This window comes from Sandarakinorhabdus sp., assembly GCF_051860625.1.
Taxonomy (GTDB): domain Bacteria; phylum Pseudomonadota; class Alphaproteobacteria; order Sphingomonadales; family Sphingomonadaceae; genus Sandarakinorhabdus.
This window is the reverse complement of record NZ_JBHYDQ010000005.1, coordinates 75,633-93,090: the sequence shown is the minus strand read 5'-3', so window position 1 is coordinate 93,090 and position 17,458 is coordinate 75,633. Positions and strand designations below refer to the sequence as shown.

The following is a 17,458-nucleotide window of genomic DNA, read 5'->3' as shown; positions in this document are numbered from 1 at the left end:
TGGCAGAGCGAACAATAGTGCGGGGGTAAAATCCCTTGGTGGCATCGTCAATGACGGATGATGGCGCGCATGAAGGCCTGGGTGCGCGGCTGGGTGGGGGCGGTGAACATGGTGGCGGGCGGCCCGCGCTCGATGACCTGGCCGGCGTCCATCATCACCACCTGGCTGGAAATCTCGCGCACGAAGGCCATTTCGTGGCTGACGATCAACATGGTGATGCCGGTCGCGGCAAGGTCGCGCACGGTGTCGAGCACTTCCCCGACGCGTTCGGGATCGAGCGCGGAGGTGACTTCATCGAGCAGCAATATGTCGGGCTGCATGGCCAGCGCGCGGGCGATGGCGACGCGCTGCTGCTGCCCGCCGGACAATTGCGCCGGATATTTCGCCATATGATCGGCCAGGCCGACACGCGCCAGCAGATCGCGGCCACGCGCTTCGGCTTCGGCGGCTGGCACACCGAGCGCCCGCACCGGGGCGAGCGTGACATTGGCCAGCACGGTCATGTTCTGGAACAGATTATATTGCTGAAACACCATGGTCATGCGCCGGCGCAGCGCAGTGAGCGCCGGTTTGCTGCGGTAATCGACCGCCGCGCCATCCAGCATCACACTGCCGCTGCTGGCCGGGGTCAGACCCATCAACACGCGCAGCAGGGTGGATTTGCCCGATCCCGATGGCCCGATCAGGCTGATGATATCGCCGCGTTCGGCGGTCAGGCTGACGCCGTTCAATATGGTCGTGCCGCCATAGCCGGCGGTGAGATCAGCGATGGTGAGCAGCGCCACGGCGAGTCTCCAGCAGGGTTTCAAGCGCCTTGGCCGCGCGGCCCAGCGGCCAACTGAGCAAGGCATAAAGGATCAGCACAGCGCCGAAGCCGAGCATGGGCGACACGCCCTTGCCCACCATGATCTTGCCGGCGAACGCCAGCTCGACAACGCCGACATGGCTGGCCAGCGCGGTGTCCTTGATGAACATCACCATGAAGGCGGCGGCGGGCGGCAGGATCACGCCCCAGGCTTGCGGCAGGATGACGAGCCGCAGCGTGTCGAACCACGACAGACCGAGCATGTCGGCGCTGTCGCGCTGCGCCTGGGGCACCGATTCGAGGCCGGCGCGGACGATTTCGGACAGATAGGCCGAAGCCGCCAGCGTGACGGCGATGGTGGCGACACCGATCACCGACAGATCGGGCGCGATGGCCTGCACGCAGAACAGCACCAGCATCAGGATGACCAGAAACGGCAGGCGGCGGAACGTCTCGACATGCAGCGCCGCCACTGCCCGCGCCGGGGCCAGCCAGGGCGTTCTGCTGCCGCGCAGCACGGCCAGCGCGCCGCCTACGGCAAGCCCGATGCTGCAGCCGATGACGGTCATCAGCAGCGTGCGGCCCAGCGCCTGGATCAGGAACCAGGCGGTATCGGCGGTGAAAAAGGCGTCGGCGCCGGCCATCAGCGCTGCAGCTTCAGCACATGGCGGCCGAACAGGCCGAGCGCGGCGGATGCGATCAGGGTGAGCAAGATGTAGATCAGGCCGGTGACCGCAAATGTCTCGATGGTGCGCAGATTGGCAGTGGAGATGTTGATGGCGCGCCCCGTCAACTCCTCGACGCCGAACAGCGCGGCCATCGAGCTGCCCAGCACCAGCACAATGAAGAAATTGGCGAGCGGGCGATAGACGGTGGTGACGATGGCCGGCAGCATCACGAAACGCAGCCGATCGAAGGGTGAGAGGCCGAGCACGGCGGCGGCCTCCAGCTCCGCCGCACGCAGCGCCGCGATGCCGCCGCGCAGGATGTCAGCCAGATAGGCCGCAGCGTTGAGCGTGAGGCCGAGCGTGACGGCCACGAACGCCGGCAGCAGCACCCCGGCATCAGGCAGCGCGTAATAGAGCAGGAAAATCTGTACCAGCGCCGGCGTGTTGGTGATCGCCGAGACATAGGCGCTGGCCGCGCGCTGCGCCCAGGCCGGGCCATTCAGCCGGGCCAGCGCCAGCCCGAGGCCGAGCACCGCGCCGGCGGCAAAGGCGATGCCAGCGATCTGCAAGGACACCAACGCTCCGCCAGCCAGATAGGGCAGCGCGGCGAGCACCGGCTGCCAATCGAAGCGATAGCCGCCACCGCCCACGCTGGCGGCGACCGGGCGCAATTGTTCGGCGCTGGGCGGCACGCTCATCGGCGCGCCATAGGCCGTGGTCCACAGCTCACCGATGCTGCCGTCGCGGTGCAAGGCGATCAGGGCGGTATCGATGGCGGCACGCAGCGGCTCATTGCCCTTGGCCAGGCCAATGCCGCACCAGGCGGTGAAGATCGGTTCGGGCAGCACCCGCCATTTGATGTCGGGATAAAGCTTGGTGAAGCCAAGGAAGAAATCGACATTCTCGACCAGCGCATCGGCGCGGCCCTGCGCAATCGCGCGGATCGTATCGGCATTGCCATCGACCAGCAGGGTCTTGGGCAAAGGCAGTTTTTCGGCGAGCACCCCCACCGACTGGTTGCCGCGCATGTTGACCAGCGTGACGTCGCTGCGGTTCAGCTCCTGCCAGCGCGTGACGGTCAGCCGATCGGTGGTGATCACCCCCATGGCTTCGGCGTGCAGCGGCACTGAAAAGTCGATCAACGCGCGGCGTTCCGGCGTGATGGTGAGCGCGCCCAGCGAGACATCGATGCGGCCCGACACCAGGAAGGGCACCCGGCTGGCCGATTCGGTGGGCACCAGTTCGGCGCGCACGCCCAGCCGTTTCGCCAGCGCGCGGGCGACATCGACATCGAAACCCTGCAACTGGCCGGTGGGGCCATAGCTGCTCATCGGCGGGAAATTGGGATTGACGCCAACGCGCAACACGCCGCTGGCCTTGATCTCCGCCAGGTCGCGCGCGGCAGCCGGCAGCGCCAGCAGCAGGAAAATCAGGGCGATGATCGCACGCATCATGCGTCGTTCACCGCGGCGATGGCGGCGATGGTCACCGGCTTGAACGGCGGGCGCGGCGCAAACAGATCGGGCGGGCTGCCGGCCTGTGCCAGCCGCGCCGCCAGCCACGGCGCGCAATAGCGGCCCTGGCAGCGACCCATGCCCAGCCTGGTGGCGCGCTTGATGCTGCCGATGTCGCGCTCACCGGCCGCGATCAGCGCATCGATCCGGGCCAGCGACACCGATTCGCAGCGACAGACCAATGTGTCCGGCGTGGTCGGCGGCGCGGTCGGGCCGGCGGGCGCGAACAACTGCCACAGGCCGCGCTGAAAACGCTGTGCACGCGCCAGTTCGCGGCGGGCCTTGGCGTCCTGGCTGGCCAGCGCAGTCGGCAAGGCGCCGATCAGATCGCGGGCAGCCGCCGCGCCGGCCAGCCAGCCCTGCGCCTGCGCCGCCACGGCGCCGCCGAGCCCGCCGCCATCGCCGGCGACAAAGACTGCTGGCACCGACGTGCGGCCGCTGTCGTCGCGCTGCACCGAAAGGCCATCGGCGGCCATCGCACAGCCGAGCGCGCGCGGCAGCTCGGCCTGCGCCTGAAAGCCGGCGCCGATGCAGACCGCGTCGACATCGAACCAGCGTTCCTTGCCGGCGGCTGACACCACCGCCACACGCTCGGCACGGTCGCTGCCGGTGATCTGGGTCACGACATGGCCAAACAGCAAGGGCACGCCGGCGCTGGCCAACTTGGCAACCTGCGCCGCGCCGGTGAGCGCCAGGCCGCTGTGGCTCGTCAGCATGTTCAGCAAGGCGCCCAATAGCGCCGGGCCTGGCCGCCGCGCCTGCTCAACCACCGCCAAGATGTTGATGCCCGCCGCCAGCAGTTCGCAGGCCAATTGCAGGTTGAGCGGGCCATTGCCGGCGATCAGCACATTGCGGCCGGGCGCAGTGGCGCTGCCGCGCACCAGCGTTTGGGCAGCACCGGTGGTCATCACGCCGGGCAGGGTCCAACCGGGCACCAGCCACGGCCGCTCCATGGCGCCGGCGGCGACCACCAGCCGGCGGGCGCGCACCTGCGCCGGCCCGTCGGGGGTGGTGATCGCCACGGTCACGCCATCGTCGGCCGGCGCGGCGTGCCAGGCCTGGCTTTCCCGCCAGATCGCGGCGCCGCTGGCGGCGACCTCGGCAATCAGCGCGCGGCCTGCCGAAAATTGCCGGTCCAGCGCGGCACTGTCGAGCGCCAGGCCCTCGCCGGGTTGCTTGAAATACTGGCCGCCGGGCTTGGCGCGTTCGTCCACCAGGATCACCGACAGGCCGGCAGCGCGCGCCGCCAGCGTGGCGGCAAGACCAGCCGGGCCAGCGCCGATGACCAGCAGATCGCAATCATGGTGGGACTGCGCCTTGGCCGCCTGTGCCGTGGCCTGCACGCGCGCCGGCAGCGGCTCCACCAACTGGCCGGGCGCTGCCGCTGTCATGCAGGTGCGCCGCGCCTTGCCATCGACCAGCATCGTGCATTCGCCGCACACGCCCATGCCGCAAAACACGCCGCGCCCGTCACCCTTTGCGGTTTGCCGAAGCACCGGTTCGCCGGCGGAGAGCAATGCTGCGGCCAGCGTCTCGCCGGGCCAGGCCCGGATGGTGCGGCCTTCGAACAGCAGGCCGAACCCGGCACCCACCCGCTGCACGCCAGGCAGGCCCACACGCATCATCGGATATAGCTCGCGCCGTTGACGTCCAGGGTCGCCCCCGACAATTGCGGCACCGCGCCCGACGCCAGGAACGCCACCAGCCGGCCGAGTTCATCCGGCGTCACCCATTCGCCGCTGGCCAATGTTGCTGAAACGGCGGCCTCCCCACCATTGGTGGCGGCGAATTGTTCGGAAAGCCGCGTGCGCACCACGCCGGGCGTGATCACATAGGCGAGGATTTTCTGCCGGGCGTAGGCGCGGGCAATGGACTGGGTGGCAGCGCGAATGGCGGCTTTCGAGGCGCCATAAGCGATGGTGGCAGGGTTGGTGACGCCGCGCTGCGCCGCCCAACTGCCGATGCTGATCACCGCGCCGCCACCTTCGGAGAGATAATGCTGCACGGCGCGGCGCATCAGACGAGACGGCGCCTTCACATTCACGGTCAGCGCTGCGTCCCACACCGCATCCCAGATTTCCAGCGGTGCATCGATGCCGCCGGAAAAATCCATCACCGCGGCGTTGTTGACCAGCACATCGATGCGTCCGCGCCACGCCAGCGCTGCGTCCCACAGCGCCTCCACCGCGTCCAGATCGGCCAGATCGGCCTGCACCAGCAACAGGCGTTCGGGCGGGATGGCGGCAGTCGCGGCTTCGGCGCCAGCGCGGTCGCTGCCATAATGCGCCACCACATGCGCGCCGGCGGCACCCAATATGGCGGCGGTGGCCGCGCCAATGCCCTTGGACGCGCCTGTGAGCAGGATGGTCTTGCCGGTCAGGTCAACTGCGGGACGCATGGCTCAGGCCAGCACCGCCAGCGGATCATGATGCGGCAGGCCCAGCGCCGCACCGACGGCGGCATAGGTGATCTGCCCGCGATGCACGTTCAGCCCGGCGCGCAGGCCCGCGTCGGTGTGCAGCGCGGCAAGGCCGTTGTTGGCCAGCGCCAGCACATAGGGCAGGGTCGCGTTGTTGAGCGCGGTGCTGCTGGTTTTCGGCACGGCGCCGGGCATGTTGGCGACGCAATAATGGATGATGCCATCCACTTCATAGGTGGGGTCATCATGCGTCGTCGGCCGGCTGGTTTCGGCGCAGCCGCCCTGATCGATGGCGACATCGACGATCACCGCGCCCTTGGTCATCAGTTGCAGATCGGCGCGGGTGATCAATTTCGGCGCGCTGGCCCCGGCGACAAGCGCAGCACCGACCACCACATCGGCGGCGGCCAGTTCTTCCTCCAGCACGGCGCGGCTGCCGGCACGGGTGCGCACGCGGCCGCCGAACAGATCATCCAATCTGCGCAATTGCGGCAGCGAGCGATCGATGATGGTGACTTCGGCGCCAAGCCCCACCGCCATGCGCGCGGCCTGGGTGCCGACCACGCCGCCGCCGATGATCACCACGCGCGCCGGCTTCACGCCCGGCACGCCGCCCAGCAACAGGCCCATGCCGCCAGCGTGACGGCGCAGCGCCTGGCCGGCGGCTTCGATGGCGATGCGCCCGGCGACTTCGCTCATCGGCGCCAGCAACGGCAATTGGCCGGCGGCATCGGTCACGGTTTCATAGGCGATGGCGGTGCAGCCACTGGCGATCAGGCCGTGCGCCTGGTCCGGATCGGGGGCGAGATGGAGATAGGTGAACAAGATCTGCCCGTCGCGCAGCATGGCCCATTCCGGGGCCTGCGGCTCCTTCACCTTCACCACCATGTCGGCGCGGGCAAACACGCTGGCGGCGTCGGGCGCGATTTCGGCACCGGCCGCCACATAGGCCGCATCATCGGCGCCGATGCCGGCCCCCGCGCCGGTTTCGACCAGCACGCTGTGACCATGCACCACGCATTCACGCACGCTGCCCGGGGTCAGGCCGACGCGATATTCGTGGCGCTTGATTTCTCGAGGGACACCGATGAGCATGAATCATGTTCCTGAATGTTTGGCGCGGCGTGCAATGATGCCAGCGCGTTAGGGCCAATTGGCGGGATACTCAACGCTGGAGGCTGCGCCAGCCGTCGCGAAGCTGGCGTTTCAGCACCTTGCCGATCTCGCTGCGCGGCAGTTCGGGCAGGGTTTCCACGGCGATCAGCCGCTGCGTCTTGCCGAGCCGGGCATTGGCCCAGGCCAGCAGCACATCGGTCGCGATTTCATCCCGCAGCACCACGAAGGCGACCGGCGATTCGCCCCAGGCGTCGGACGGCACGCCGACCACGGCGCAATCCTGCACGGCTGGGTGGGTAAGCAACACCTGTTCCAGATCAATCGGATAGATGTTGAAGCCGCCGGAAATCACCACATCCTTGGCGCGATCGAGCAGGGTGAGGAAACCATCGGCATCAAACCGACCAATGTCGCCGGTGCGGATGAAGCGCGTACCGTCAGGGCTGTACCATTCGGCGGCGCGGGTGGCGTCAGGGAGTTTGTGGTAGCCGGTCATCATCGCGGGGGAGCGGCCGACGACTTCGCCGGTAGCACCGGGCGGCAGTTCCTGGCCCTGTTCGTCGATGATGCGGATATCGCTGCCGGCCGCCGGCTGGCCGACGGTGCTCAGCTTGTCGGGGTGGTCGTGGCATTGCAGGATGCAGGTGCCGCCACCTTCGGTCATGCCATAATATTCGGTGAGGCCACCGGGCCAGCGCGCCAGCACATCGGCCTTCAGCGCGGCGGAAAAGGGCGCCGAGGTGCAGAATTTTCGGCGCCAGGACGACAGGTCGAACCGATCGAAATCCGGGTGGTCCATGATGCGCCGATATTGCACGGGCACCAGCATGGTGTGGGTGGCGCCATGGCGCTCGCCGCGTTCAAGGAAATCACTGACCGAGAATTTCGGCAGCAACACCAATGTGCCGCCCAGACCCAGGGTCGGAATCACGCTGACCAGCGTGGTGTTGCTGTAGAGCGGGGTCGCCACCAGCGTGACCGCATCGGGTCCATAGCCCTGGGTGACTCCGCGCTGCACATGCGCCCAGCGCTGGCGGTGCGGCTGCACGATGCCCTTGGGCCGGCCAGTGGTGCCGCTGCTGTAGATCAGGTTGAACGGATCATCGGGGCCGATCGTCACGTCGGGCGCTGTGGCGGCGGGCGCTGCGGTGCCGGGCGGGGCCAGCCAGGTATCGAGAGCAGCCAGCGCGGCATCGTCGAAGAACAGTGCGGCGTCGGCATCTGCCACCATCGTGGCGATGGTGTCGGCCGTCGCCGATTGCGGCAGCGGCGCCACGGCCAGCCCGGCACGCAGCGCGCCCAGCCACAACACCAGATAATCCGGCTGCATCGTTGCGGAAATGGCGATGCAGTCACCCTTGCCCAGGCCGTCGCGGTCCAGGGCTGCGGCCACGCGATCCACGCGCGCGTCTAGCGCGGCCCAGCCCAGCGTGGCATCACCGCAGATGATCGCCGGCTTGTCACCTTGGCGGGCAGCCGCGCGGATCAGATCGGGCAGGGGCGTGAATTGGTCTGGCAGCATCATCCTGCCCCTAACTTACACTGGCCAGAATTGTGCGCAATATGTCATATTGTGCGATATGCGCACCGAGACCAAAAGCTTTGCAATGCGAAAGAGAGCAATGACCAGCCGCGCCCACCCGTTCATGCCCAACGATACCGACGACCGCAAAGCCGCGCTGCTCGCTGTGTTGGGCCTCGATCACGTCGAGCCCCTGTTTGCCCAGATCCCCGCAGCGCACCGGTTGGCGGCGCTGCCGGACCTGCCGCCGGCGCTGACCAGCGAGGTCGAACTGGCGCGCTATCTGAAGCAGACATTGGCACGCAATCGGCCGGCCGCGGATGGCTTGAGCTTTCTGGGCGGCGGCATCTGGCAGCATCATGTGCCGGCGGTGGTCGATGAAATCGTCGGCCGCAGCGAGTTCCTGACCCCGGTATGGGGCACGCCGAGCAGCGATTTCGGCCGCAACCAGGCGTGGTTCGAATTCACCAGCCAGTTGGGGGCGCTGCTGGAGATGGAGTTGGTTGGCCTGCCGGTCTATTCGTGGGGCGCGGCGCTGGGCCATGCGGCGCGGATGGCGTTGCGGCTGACGGGCAGGCGGCGCCTATTGGTACCGGCGGCAATGTGTCCGCAGCGGCGCGCGATGCTCGATGGCTATGCCGCATCGGTGGATCCGGCGATGCAAATCCTGGTGGAGGCGGTGCCCTGTGACGCGGCGGGCCGGATCGATCTGGCGGCGCTTGGCGCGATGCTTGGCGATGATGTGGCGGCGGTTTATTATGAAAATCCGGCGTGGCTGGGCGGGCTGGAAACGGGTGCTGCCGCGCTGGCGACCCAGGCGCACGGCGCCGGCGCGCTGGTGATTGCCGGCATCGATCCGTCCTGCCTGGGGGTGATCGCGCCGCCCGGTGCGCTTGGCGTCGATATTGCGGTGGGCACGATCCAGCCGCTGGGCATCCACATGCATGCCGGTGGCGGGCTGGGCGGCTTCATCGCCAGTGCGGATGATCCGCGCATTGCCGCCGAATATCCGACGCTGTTGAACAGTCTGGCCACAACGGTCGATGGCCAGATGGGGTTCGGGCTGATGCTGTTCCACCAGTCCAGCTATGGCAGCCGGGAATTGGGCAAGGACTGGACCGGCAACAGCACCTATTTGTGGGCGATTGCGGCGGCGGCGTACATGGCGCTGCTCGGGCCGGCCGGCTTTGCCGAGCTGGGGCGGCTGATCCTCGCGCGCACCGCGCTGCTGGCGGACACGCTGGCGGCGGTACCGGGCGTGACGGTGCCGGTGACGCGCGGCATCTTCAAGGAGGTGGTGGTGGATTTCGCCGGCACCGGCCGTGATGTGGCCAGCATCAATGCCGCGCTGTTGGACGGTCACGATATATTGGGCGGCATCGCCATCGACACGCATCGCGCGCTGTTTGCCGTAACCGAATGCCATGATGAGGCCGACATCGCCCGGCTTGGTGCGGCGCTGGCGGAGGTCCTGGCATGAGCAAGCTGCGTCGCTTTCAGGCTGCAAGCTGGGACGAGCCGCTGATCCACCGCATCGGCGCGCCCGGCCGGCGCGGGCAGCATTTCCCGCTGGTAGACGGCGCCGATCTGGTGCCGGAAGGGCTGGCGCGCACCACTGCGCCCGATCTGCCGGAACTCGCTGAGCCCGAAGTGCTGCACCATTATCTGCGGCTGTCGCAGCAGACGATGGGCATGCTGGGGGTCAGCCTGTTCGGCACCTGCACGATGAAATACAACCCGCGCGCCGGCGAGCAGGCCGCGCGCGCTTTGGCCGGCGTACACCCGCAGCAGCCGGCCGAGACCATGCAGGGCTTGCTGGAATGCGTGCACGGTCTCGATCTGGCGCTGCGGGCGCTGTCGGGCATGGATCGCTTCAGCTTTCAGGCGGCCGGCGGCGCCGATGCGGCGTGGACGCAGGCGGTGATCACCCGGGCCTGGCATGCAGCGCGTGGGCAGGGCAATCAGCGCACCCAGATCATCACCAGCCTGCAAAGCCACCCGTGCAATCCGGCCACCGCCGCCACGGCCGGCTATGAGATCATCACCCTGCCGTTGGGCGCGAACGGCTATCCCAGCCTGGAGGCGCTGCAGGCCGCGCTTGGCCCGAACACCGCGGCCCTGATGATCAACAACCCGGACGATATGGGCGTCTACAATCCCGAAATCACCGAATGGGTGCGGCTTACCAAGCAGGCCGGCGCGCTGGCCTTTTATGATCATGCCAATTTCAACGGCGTGATGACCAAGATCCGCGCGCGCGATCTCGGTTTCGATGCCTGCATGTTCATGCTGCACAAGACGTTCGGCGTGTCGAAGGGCGGCGGCGGGCCGGCGGTGGGCGCTTATGGCTGCACCGCCGAACTGGCGCCGTTTCTGCCTGGCCCGCTGGTCACGCACAGCGATGGGCATTATGCGCTGGAACAGCCGGCGCAGATGGCGGCGCGGGTGCGCGAATATATGGGCAATCTGCAGCAGGTGGTGAAGGCCTGGGCGTGGCTCCGCGCGATGGGGGCTGAGGGGCTGGCCGATGCGTCCGACATGTCGGTGCTGCTCAACAATTATATGGAAACCCGGCTGCTGGGCTTGCGCGGCGTCACCCGATCGCACCCTGATCAGGCGCTGCCGCGGCTGGAGATGACCCGCTACAGCCTTGGCACCTTGTTCGAAGACACCGGCATCAGCGCGGTGGAGGTGCAGAACCGCATGGCGGATTTCGGCATCGATGCCTTCTGGCTCAGCCATGAACCGTGGATCGTGCCGCAGCCGTTCACGCCCGAAGCTGGCGAAATGTGGAGCCAGGAGGATATCGATTACTGGATCGATGGTCTGGCCCAGGTGATCGAGGAAGCCTATCGCGATCCGGCGCTGGTTCGTAATGCACCCTATAACCAGGTGGTGGGCAAGCTGGACGATACCAACCTCGATGATCCGGCCAATTGGGCGACGACCTGGGCAGCGTGGCGCCGCAAGCATGGCAACGCGCTGCCCGGCGATTGACGTGATGCTGCGGCCATGTTCGGGCTTGCACAGGCGGTGAAATCCCTGTGCATCGCCGCACATTCGCCGCTAGACTCGGTGTGCGTGCAAGATCTGAAGGCGAATTACGGATGAATGTGGCCGAAATCGACGATCTGACTGACCGCGACTATGTCAATTCGCTGGCACGCGGCCTCGATGTGATTTGCGCCTTCACCCGGACCCGCCCGCGCATGACGCTGAGCGAGGTGGCGCAGGAAACCGGCCTGACCCGTGCCACCGTGCGCCGCCTGCTGCTGACGCTGGTCCGTGAAGGCTATGCCGAAAAGGACGAGAAGATCTTCAGCCTGAAGCCCAAGGTGCTGGAGCTTGGCTATTCGGCGCTGTCGTCGATGGGCATCCTCGATGTGGCGCAGCCAGTGATGAATGAATTGGCGCGCACCCTGAACGAATCGGTGTTTTGCGCGGTGTTGACCGGTGAAGACGTGACCTATGTGGCGCGCGCGCGATCGGATCGGTTCGTCAGCGTGTCGGTGGCGGTGGGTGGCCGCGCGTCGGCGCATGCGGTGTCGACCGGGCGGGTGCTGCTGGCGGCCGAGCCGGAAGACGCGCTGACCCGCTATCTGGACCGGGTGAAGCTGAAGCTGTTCACGCCGCACACGCTGACCTCCAAGGCAAAGTTGCGCAGCGAGATCGAACGGGCCGGGCGCGAAGGCTACAGCATCGTCGATCAGGAACTGGAAATCGGCCTCGGTTCGATCTCGGTGCCGATCCGCAGCGCCGAAGGCCGGGTGATGGCGGCGCTGAATGTCTGCTGCCCCTCCTCGCGCATGACCCAGGACGAGATGCGCAAGCAGATATTGCCGCAATTGCTGGCGGCATCTCAGGCGATCACCAGCGGGCTGTAATCACAGGCCGGCCTGCTGCGCGACCCATTCGGCCACCTGTTTATGGGTGGCGAACCACACCCGGCCCTGCGCCCGCTCGATCAGCGCCTCCAGGATCCAGATGCGGCTGCGATAACCGATGACGAACGGGTGCATCACCAGCTGGAACAGGCCGCCATCAGCGATCGCGCCATCCAGTTCACGCGCGAAGATATCGAATACCTGGTCCGGCGGCGTCCATGGCCGCGTGGCGGGATTGCGGTTGAACAGCAGATAGACGGCATCATCACGCAGCCATTCGACCGGAATTTCCACAAGCCCGCTCGGCCGGCCGTCGATATTGAGTTCATAGGGATCATCGTCGGCCATCAGCGATGAGTCATAGGCCAAGCCCATTTCGGCGACGATTTCGATGGTGTTGGCTGACAAATCCCAGTTGGCCGAACGAAAGCCAAGGCGCCCGCCGCCGGCCAACGGTGCGATCACATCATGGGCGCGCAGCATCAGATCGCGCTCGGTGGCGGCATCGAGCTTGCTGTTGTTCTCGTGAATCCAGCCGTGCAGGCCCAACTCGTGGCCGGCACCGACGATGCGCCGGCTCTCGTCGGGATCGAGCAGTGCACACATCGCCGGCATGAAGAAACTGGCCGGCACATTGTGGCGGGCGAGCACAGCGAGGATGCGCGGTACGCCGACGCGGCGGCCAAATTCGCCCCATGCCAGCCGGCCCATTGCAGCACCGCCGCCGCCCAGCTCGAAACATTCATGATCGCAATCGAAGCTGAGCGCGACCGCCGCGCGGGCGCCGCCTGGCCACTGCGCCGGGCGCAGCGACTGGCCGGCGCGCACCCGGCCGATCAACTTGCGCACATCGGCTTCGCTCTGCGTCCAGGGTTGTTCGATCATGTCGCGCTTTCACCGGCGTTGTGTGTGTGCTTGATGCAGCAATCGCCGCTATTTGCACAGGATTCCCGGATAGTATGTCAGATGAAGTGATCGTTGTCGGCGGCGGACTGGCCGGTTGCCTGACCGCGCTGCACCTGGCGCGCGCCGGCGTGGCGGTGCGCGTGATCGAGGCCGGGGTGATCGGCGGCCAGGCCAGTAGCGCCAATGCCGGCAGCCTCCACGCGCAAATCCCGCACGATCCGTTTCGCACCCTGGGCGAAGGCTGGGCGACACGCTTTGCGCCAGCGGTGACGATGCTGAAGGAGTCGCTGCTGCTGTGGCGTGAGATGGAAGCGCTGCTTGGCGCTGATCTGGAAGTGCATTTCGGCGGCGGCCTGCTGGTGGCGCACAGCGAGAGGGAAATGGCGGAAATCCGCGCGAAAGTGGCCATCGAGCGCGCCGCCGGGCTGGAGATCGATCTGCTCGACCAATTCGCGCTGCAGGCGTTGGCACCTTATCTCGGCAGGGATGCCGTCGGCGGCGCCTTTTGTGCAGGGGAGGGCAAGGCCAATCCGCTGGTGGTGACGCCCGCCGTGGCGCGTGCCGCAGCGGCAGCGGGTGCGGTCATCGAGGCAGGTACCGGTGATGTGGCGATTGCCCGCGACGGAGAGGCCTATGTGCTGGCGGCCGGCAGTGCCACCGGGCGGCTGGCGGCGCCGCTGGGCGCGCATCTGCCGATCCAGGCCTTTCCGATTCAGGTCAGCGTCACCGAGCCGGCAGCGCCGCTGGTGCCGCATCTTGTCTATTGCGCCGGCGCCAAACTGACCCTGAAACAGGCGAAGAATGGCACGCTGCTGATCGGCGGTGGCTGGGATGCGCGGCTGGACGAACAGGGCCGCCCGCAGGTGGACATGGCCAATCTCAGCCGCAATTTGGGCGTGGCGGCGCGGGTGGTGCCGGCGTTGGGCGGGCTGCAACTGGTGCGCAGCTGGGCGGCGTTCGTCAACGGCACCGACGATTGGCTGCCGATCATCGGTGAGCTGCCCCAGGCGCCGGGCGTATTCATCAACTATGTGCCGTGGATGGGCTTTTCCGGCGGGCCAGCGGCAAGCCTGGCGGTGGCCGCGCAGGTGCAGGGGATATCGCCGCCGTCCGGGGTCGATTGGGCGGCGTTCACACCCGTACACTGAACGGCAATCGCGCCCGATCCGGCGCCAGCCAGCCCAACCGCGCTGCCGGGCTGAACAATGTGTCGTAATGCCAGAAGCGCTCCGGCCAATATTTGTCGCCCAGCATGCCGCCCATCAGCCAGGCAAGCTGCGCGGCCAGATCGCCTGCCGGCGCCAGCGCCAGCCCGGCGCGCACCGCGGCGATGGAGGCGAGGGTGATCGAGTGGTGATAGCCCATGGTATCGCTGTTCACGACGCCGCAGGCGACATTGTAGCGGCGGATCAGGCCGGGCATGTCGGCTTCGGGATCGATGTCGGGCCGGGCCATGATGATGTGCACGGCTGCCGCCACATGCGCGGCGTGGGTCCATTCCGGCTTGGGCAGGGTGGCGGCAATCAGGCCTTCGCCGATCCGCGTGATGGCAGCGCGATCATGCATGACGGGCACTCTGTCATGGCCAGACGAACATAAGGGAAGCGGGGGGTGGTGCTGCCGGGGAGGATTGAACTCCCGACCTCAGCCTTACCAAGGATGCGCTCTACCACTGAGCTACGGCAGCACGGCCCCACGCTTGAGCCTGCCGGGCTGACCCGTCAGGAAGCGGCCCTATGGCCAAGCCCCGCCATGGTGTCAAGCGTTGAGGGATGCGCTGACGGACGCGGGGCAATCGGCTAGAACAGGGGAATGACCAAGGAACCCGATAAACAGGCGCAAGCGCGCGCTGAACGGCTGGCGGCGGCGCTGCGGGCGAATTTGCGCAAGCGCAAGGGTGTGGGCGGGCGTGCTGATCCACTTGAGGATCAGCACCCATCAAACAATTCGGCTGACCTCAGCAAGGACCGGCATCCCGCCCGCGATTCCGATTAGCCCTTGGCGGCCAGCGCCTTGGTGACGGCGGCGGTCACTTCCGGCGCGGTTGGCGTGGTCTTGGTGCCGAAAGCGGTGATCAGCTTGCCGTCCTTGCCGATCAGATATTTGTGGAAGTTCCACTGCGGGGTCTGTTCCTCACCCAGCGTGTTCGCCGCCCATTTGTAAAGCGGGATGGCCTTGGCACCCTTGACGACAGCCTTTTCGGTCATCGGGAACTTGATGCCGAACTTCGATTCACAGAACTGCTTCACTTCGCTGTTGCTGCCATATTCCTGATCGCCGAAATCGCCCGACGGCACGCCAATCACGGTGAAGCCCTTGGCCTTGTAGCTGTCGTGGAGCTGCTGCAGGCCTTCATACTGCGGGGTGAAGCCACACATCGACGCGGTGTTGACCAGCAGCACCACCTTGCCCTTGTATTGCGCCATCGGCATCGGCTTGCCGTCGATGGTCTTCAGGTTGAACTGGTGCAGGTTCTGCGCGGCCGGCGCAGCAGCAACCAGAGCGGCCATGGCAACGGCGGCGAGTGCCAGCCTTGGGGTGATCTGCTTCATCATGTCGTTTCTCCCATCCAAAGTTGGTGGTGGCATAGCATGATGTCGCACCGGCGCGAAGGCGTAGGGTGACGCAGGGTCGCGGGGCGTCTTTGCGCGTGGGCCCGCGTCTCAACAGAAATCAGTCATCCCGGACTTGATCCGGGACCCATGGGACCAATGCCTCCAACGAAGCGCATGGCGTGGCGCTGATCCCAGTCATCCCGGATCAAGTCCGCGATAACTGGTCACTTTGTTCGGAAGATCGTCCGTTGCATCTCAAAGCGGCGCGCAGGCCTGCTCCAACCACGCCTGCTCCTCCGCATCGGTCAGCAATGGCCCGATCTCGGCCGCCACGCGCGCATGATAATCATTCCACCAAACCCGCTCTTCGGCGCTGAGCAGCGCCACATCCACCAGCCGGCGGTCGATCGGCGCCAGCGTCAGTTCGCGGAATCCCATCATGTCCCGCTCGGCGCCGGGCACCTCGCGCGATTCCACCAGCACCAGATTTTCGATGCGGATGCCATAGGCGCCCTGCTTGTAATAGCCCGGCTCGTTGGACAGGATCATCCCCGGCTGCAACGGTTCGTCATTGCCCGGCTGCGCCGACCAGGCCGCGGCGATGCGCTGCGGGCCTTCGTGGACGGACAGATAGCTGCCGACCCCGTGCCCGGTGCCGTGCGCATAATCCAGCCCCGCCATCCACAGATGCTGACGCGCCAGTGCATCGAGTTGCACGCCCTTGGTGCCGGCCGGGAACAGCGCACGGGCGAGCGCGATATGGCCCTTCAGCACGCGGGTGAAGCGATCGCGCATTTCGGGGCTGGGCGTGCCGACAGCGATGGTGCGTGTCACATCGGTGGTGCCATCGCGATACTGGCCACCGGAATCGACCAGATAGATACTGTCGCGGGTGATGGGCAGGTTGGTCTGCGCACTCACCCGGTAATGCGGCAGCGCAGCGTTGGGGCCGGCCGCAGAGATGGTGTCGAAGGACAGGTCCTCCAGGCTGTTGGTCTCGGCGCGGAACTGGCGCAACCGTTCGGCCGCGCTCAGTTCATCGAGGCCGCCCTTTGGTGCTTCATGGTCGAACCAGGCCAGGAAACGGGTGAGCGCGGCGCCGTCACGCACATGCGCGGCCGTGGTGCCGGCGATTTCAACGTCATTCTTGATGGCGCGCGGCAGCACGCACGGGTCACGCGCTTCACGGATTCGTGCGCCGCCAGCCTCCAGCGCGGCAAAGATCGCCGCCACGCAGCTTTGCGGATCGGCGATCACCGTCTTGCCGGCCATGGCGTTGAGGGCAGCTTCGAACTGGTCGCGCGGCTGGCAGCGTATGTCCGGGCCCAGATGCGCGCGCACAGCGGGGGTGATCTTCGCCGGCGCGGTGAACAGATCGACACTGGCATCGGCGTGCACCACGGCAAAGGCCAGCGCCACCGGCGTGCGCGCCACATCGCGGCCGCGGATATTGAGCAGCCAGGCGATGGAATCCAGCGCGGCGATCACCACGGCGTCGGCGGCACGCGCCTGCAGCCAGGCGGCGATGTCGGCGCGCTTGTCGGCGTGGCTGCGCCCGGCGAAGGTCTCATCGTGCAGTTCCAGCGGCGCTGCCGACGGTGCCGGCCGGTCGTGCCAGACGGCGTCGATCGGGTTGGCGGCCACGGCAACCAGTTCGGCGCCCTTGGCCTGCAGCAAGGTTGCCGTGCCCTGCGCCCAGGCCCGGGTGTGCAGCCAGGGATCATGGCCAATGCGCTGGCCGGCCTCCACATGCTCGGCCAGCCACTGCGCGGCGCTGGTGGCGGGAACGTCCTGATACTCGAACAGATCGCCGGCGACCTGTTGGCGCACCTGCACGGTGTAACGGCCATCGGTGAACATCGCAGCGCGCGATGCCAGCACGGCGGCACTGCCGGCCGAGCCGCCAAAGCCGGTGAGCCAGGCCAGCCGCTGCGCATATTCGCCGACATATTCGCTCATATGTTCATCGGTCAGCGGCACGACGAAGCCGGCGAGGCCATTATGGACCAATTGCGCACGCAGCGCAGAGAGTCTCTGGGCGGCAAGGCGGGCGGCGGTGATGGACATGG

Annotated in this window: 16 protein-coding genes and 1 tRNA gene; 5 read left to right on the top strand and 12 right to left on the bottom strand. The window is 67.0% G+C overall.

Features of this window, described 5'->3' with window-relative positions:
* Nucleotides 1–47: 47 nt before the first annotated feature.
* From ACTIEZ_RS06605 to ACTIEZ_RS06575, 7 genes are all read right to left on the bottom strand, one after another.
* Complete coding sequence (locus ACTIEZ_RS06605) at nt 48–785, bottom strand: amino acid ABC transporter ATP-binding protein (RefSeq protein WP_439545871.1); 738 nt, start codon at nt 783–785, stop codon at nt 48–50.
* Nucleotides 763–1,449 carry an amino acid ABC transporter permease gene (locus ACTIEZ_RS06600; RefSeq protein ID WP_439545870.1) on the bottom strand — a complete coding sequence of 229 codons (687 nt, stop codon included), beginning with the start codon at nt 1,447–1,449 and terminating at the stop codon, nt 763–765. The genes ACTIEZ_RS06605 and ACTIEZ_RS06600 overlap by 23 nt, the downstream gene beginning before the upstream one ends.
* A complete protein-coding gene (locus ACTIEZ_RS06595; protein ID WP_439545869.1) occupies nt 1,449–2,927 on the bottom strand; it encodes an ABC transporter substrate-binding protein/permease in 1,479 nt (492 codons plus the stop codon). The genes ACTIEZ_RS06600 and ACTIEZ_RS06595 overlap by 1 nt, the downstream gene beginning before the upstream one ends.
* Nucleotides 2,924–4,612 carry an FAD-dependent oxidoreductase gene (locus ACTIEZ_RS06590; protein WP_439545868.1) on the bottom strand — a complete coding sequence of 563 codons (1,689 nt, stop codon included), beginning with the start codon at nt 4,610–4,612 and terminating at the stop codon, nt 2,924–2,926. Before ACTIEZ_RS06590 ends, ACTIEZ_RS06595 begins: the two co-directional genes overlap by 4 nt.
* Nucleotides 4,609–5,385 (bottom strand): SDR family NAD(P)-dependent oxidoreductase, encoded by a 777-nt coding sequence (locus ACTIEZ_RS06585; protein WP_439545867.1) that lies wholly within the window; start codon nt 5,383–5,385, stop codon nt 4,609–4,611. The genes ACTIEZ_RS06590 and ACTIEZ_RS06585 overlap by 4 nt, the downstream gene beginning before the upstream one ends.
* A 3-nt stretch (nt 5,386–5,388) precedes the next feature.
* Nucleotides 5,389–6,501, bottom strand: a complete 1,113-nt coding sequence (ald, locus tag ACTIEZ_RS06580; RefSeq protein ID WP_439545866.1) for an alanine dehydrogenase — start codon at nt 6,499–6,501, stop codon at nt 5,389–5,391.
* A gap of 70 nt (nt 6,502–6,571) precedes the next feature.
* On the bottom strand, nt 6,572–8,047 hold the full coding sequence (locus ACTIEZ_RS06575; RefSeq protein WP_439545865.1) for a class I adenylate-forming enzyme family protein: 1,476 nt from the start codon (nt 8,045–8,047) through the stop codon (nt 6,572–6,574).
* Nucleotides 8,048–8,144: 97 nt separating this feature from the next.
* On the opposite strand from ACTIEZ_RS06575, the gene ACTIEZ_RS06570 reads away from it, so the two are divergent.
* The 3 genes from ACTIEZ_RS06570 (at nt 8,145) to ACTIEZ_RS06560 (ending at nt 11,928) form a co-directional block, all read left to right on the top strand.
* A complete protein-coding gene (locus ACTIEZ_RS06570) occupies nt 8,145–9,524 on the top strand; it encodes a hypothetical protein (RefSeq protein WP_439545864.1) in 1,380 nt (459 codons plus the stop codon).
* Entirely contained in the window at nt 9,521–11,041 is a 1,521-nt protein-coding gene (gcvPB, locus tag ACTIEZ_RS06565) for an aminomethyl-transferring glycine dehydrogenase subunit GcvPB (RefSeq protein WP_439545863.1), read from the top strand. The genes ACTIEZ_RS06570 and gcvPB overlap by 4 nt, the downstream gene beginning before the upstream one ends.
* A gap of 110 nt (nt 11,042–11,151) precedes the next feature.
* A complete protein-coding gene (locus tag ACTIEZ_RS06560) occupies nt 11,152–11,928 on the top strand; it encodes an IclR family transcriptional regulator domain-containing protein (protein ID WP_439545862.1) in 777 nt (258 codons plus the stop codon).
* On the opposite strand, the gene ACTIEZ_RS06555 is transcribed toward ACTIEZ_RS06560, so the two are convergent.
* Nucleotides 11,929–12,813 (bottom strand): polysaccharide deacetylase family protein, encoded by an 885-nt coding sequence (locus tag ACTIEZ_RS06555; protein ID WP_439545861.1) that lies wholly within the window; start codon nt 12,811–12,813, stop codon nt 11,929–11,931.
* A gap of 74 nt (nt 12,814–12,887) precedes the next feature.
* Here ACTIEZ_RS06555 and ACTIEZ_RS06550 point away from each other — a divergent pair, with 74 nt between their 5' ends.
* Nucleotides 12,888–13,982, top strand: coding sequence for an NAD(P)/FAD-dependent oxidoreductase (locus ACTIEZ_RS06550; protein WP_439545860.1), 1,095 nt, complete (start codon nt 12,888–12,890; stop codon nt 13,980–13,982).
* Here the strand turns inward: ACTIEZ_RS06550 and ACTIEZ_RS06545 are convergent.
* On the bottom strand, nt 13,966–14,400 hold the full coding sequence (locus tag ACTIEZ_RS06545; protein WP_439545859.1) for a hypothetical protein: 435 nt from the start codon (nt 14,398–14,400) through the stop codon (nt 13,966–13,968). The two genes, ACTIEZ_RS06550 and ACTIEZ_RS06545, sit on opposite strands and share 17 nt — an antisense overlap.
* A gap of 46 nt (nt 14,401–14,446) precedes the next feature.
* Nucleotides 14,447–14,521, bottom strand: a tRNA-Thr gene (locus tag ACTIEZ_RS06540).
* 125 nt (nt 14,522–14,646) lie between these two features.
* On the opposite strand from ACTIEZ_RS06540, the gene ACTIEZ_RS06535 reads away from it, so the two are divergent.
* Nucleotides 14,647–14,829, top strand: coding sequence for a hypothetical protein (locus ACTIEZ_RS06535; protein ID WP_439545858.1), 183 nt, complete (start codon nt 14,647–14,649; stop codon nt 14,827–14,829).
* Here the strand turns inward: ACTIEZ_RS06535 and ACTIEZ_RS06530 are convergent.
* Nucleotides 14,826–15,389, bottom strand: a complete 564-nt coding sequence (locus ACTIEZ_RS06530; protein WP_439545857.1) for a glutathione peroxidase — start codon at nt 15,387–15,389, stop codon at nt 14,826–14,828. The genes ACTIEZ_RS06535 and ACTIEZ_RS06530 overlap by 4 nt on opposite strands.
* A gap of 255 nt (nt 15,390–15,644) precedes the next feature.
* A complete protein-coding gene (locus ACTIEZ_RS06525) occupies nt 15,645–17,456 on the bottom strand; it encodes an aminopeptidase P family protein (protein WP_439545856.1) in 1,812 nt (603 codons plus the stop codon).
* Nucleotides 17,457–17,458: the final 2 nt, after the last annotated feature.

Excerpts from the sequence above, each read along its gene's own strand:
- ACTIEZ_RS06600 (WP_439545870.1), bottom strand. The coding sequence starts at position 1,449 with ATGGCCGGCGCCGACGCCTTTTTCACCGCCGATACCGCCTGGTTCCTG.
- ACTIEZ_RS06595 (WP_439545869.1), bottom strand. The coding sequence starts at position 2,927 with ATGATGCGTGCGATCATCGCCCTGATTTTCCTGCTGCTGGCGCTGCCG.
- ACTIEZ_RS06590 (WP_439545868.1), bottom strand. The coding sequence starts at position 4,612 with ATGATGCGTGTGGGCCTGCCTGGCGTGCAGCGGGTGGGTGCCGGGTTC.
- ACTIEZ_RS06585 (WP_439545867.1), bottom strand. The coding sequence starts at position 5,385 with ATGCGTCCCGCAGTTGACCTGACCGGCAAGACCATCCTGCTCACAGGC.
- ald (WP_439545866.1), bottom strand. The coding sequence starts at position 6,501 with ATGCTCATCGGTGTCCCTCGAGAAATCAAGCGCCACGAATATCGCGTC.
- ACTIEZ_RS06575 (WP_439545865.1), bottom strand. The coding sequence starts at position 8,047 with ATGATGCTGCCAGACCAATTCACGCCCCTGCCCGATCTGATCCGCGCG.
- ACTIEZ_RS06570 (WP_439545864.1), top strand. The coding sequence starts at position 8,145 with ATGACCAGCCGCGCCCACCCGTTCATGCCCAACGATACCGACGACCGC.
- gcvPB (WP_439545863.1), top strand. The coding sequence starts at position 9,521 with ATGAGCAAGCTGCGTCGCTTTCAGGCTGCAAGCTGGGACGAGCCGCTG.
- ACTIEZ_RS06560 (WP_439545862.1), top strand. The coding sequence starts at position 11,152 with ATGAATGTGGCCGAAATCGACGATCTGACTGACCGCGACTATGTCAAT.
- ACTIEZ_RS06555 (WP_439545861.1), bottom strand. The coding sequence starts at position 12,813 with ATGATCGAACAACCCTGGACGCAGAGCGAAGCCGATGTGCGCAAGTTG.
- ACTIEZ_RS06550 (WP_439545860.1), top strand. The coding sequence starts at position 12,888 with ATGTCAGATGAAGTGATCGTTGTCGGCGGCGGACTGGCCGGTTGCCTG.
- ACTIEZ_RS06545 (WP_439545859.1), bottom strand. The coding sequence starts at position 14,400 with ATGCATGATCGCGCTGCCATCACGCGGATCGGCGAAGGCCTGATTGCC.
- ACTIEZ_RS06535 (WP_439545858.1), top strand. The coding sequence starts at position 14,647 with ATGACCAAGGAACCCGATAAACAGGCGCAAGCGCGCGCTGAACGGCTG.
- ACTIEZ_RS06530 (WP_439545857.1), bottom strand. The coding sequence starts at position 15,389 with ATGATGAAGCAGATCACCCCAAGGCTGGCACTCGCCGCCGTTGCCATG.
- ACTIEZ_RS06525 (WP_439545856.1), bottom strand. The coding sequence starts at position 17,456 with ATGTCCATCACCGCCGCCCGCCTTGCCGCCCAGAGACTCTCTGCGCTG.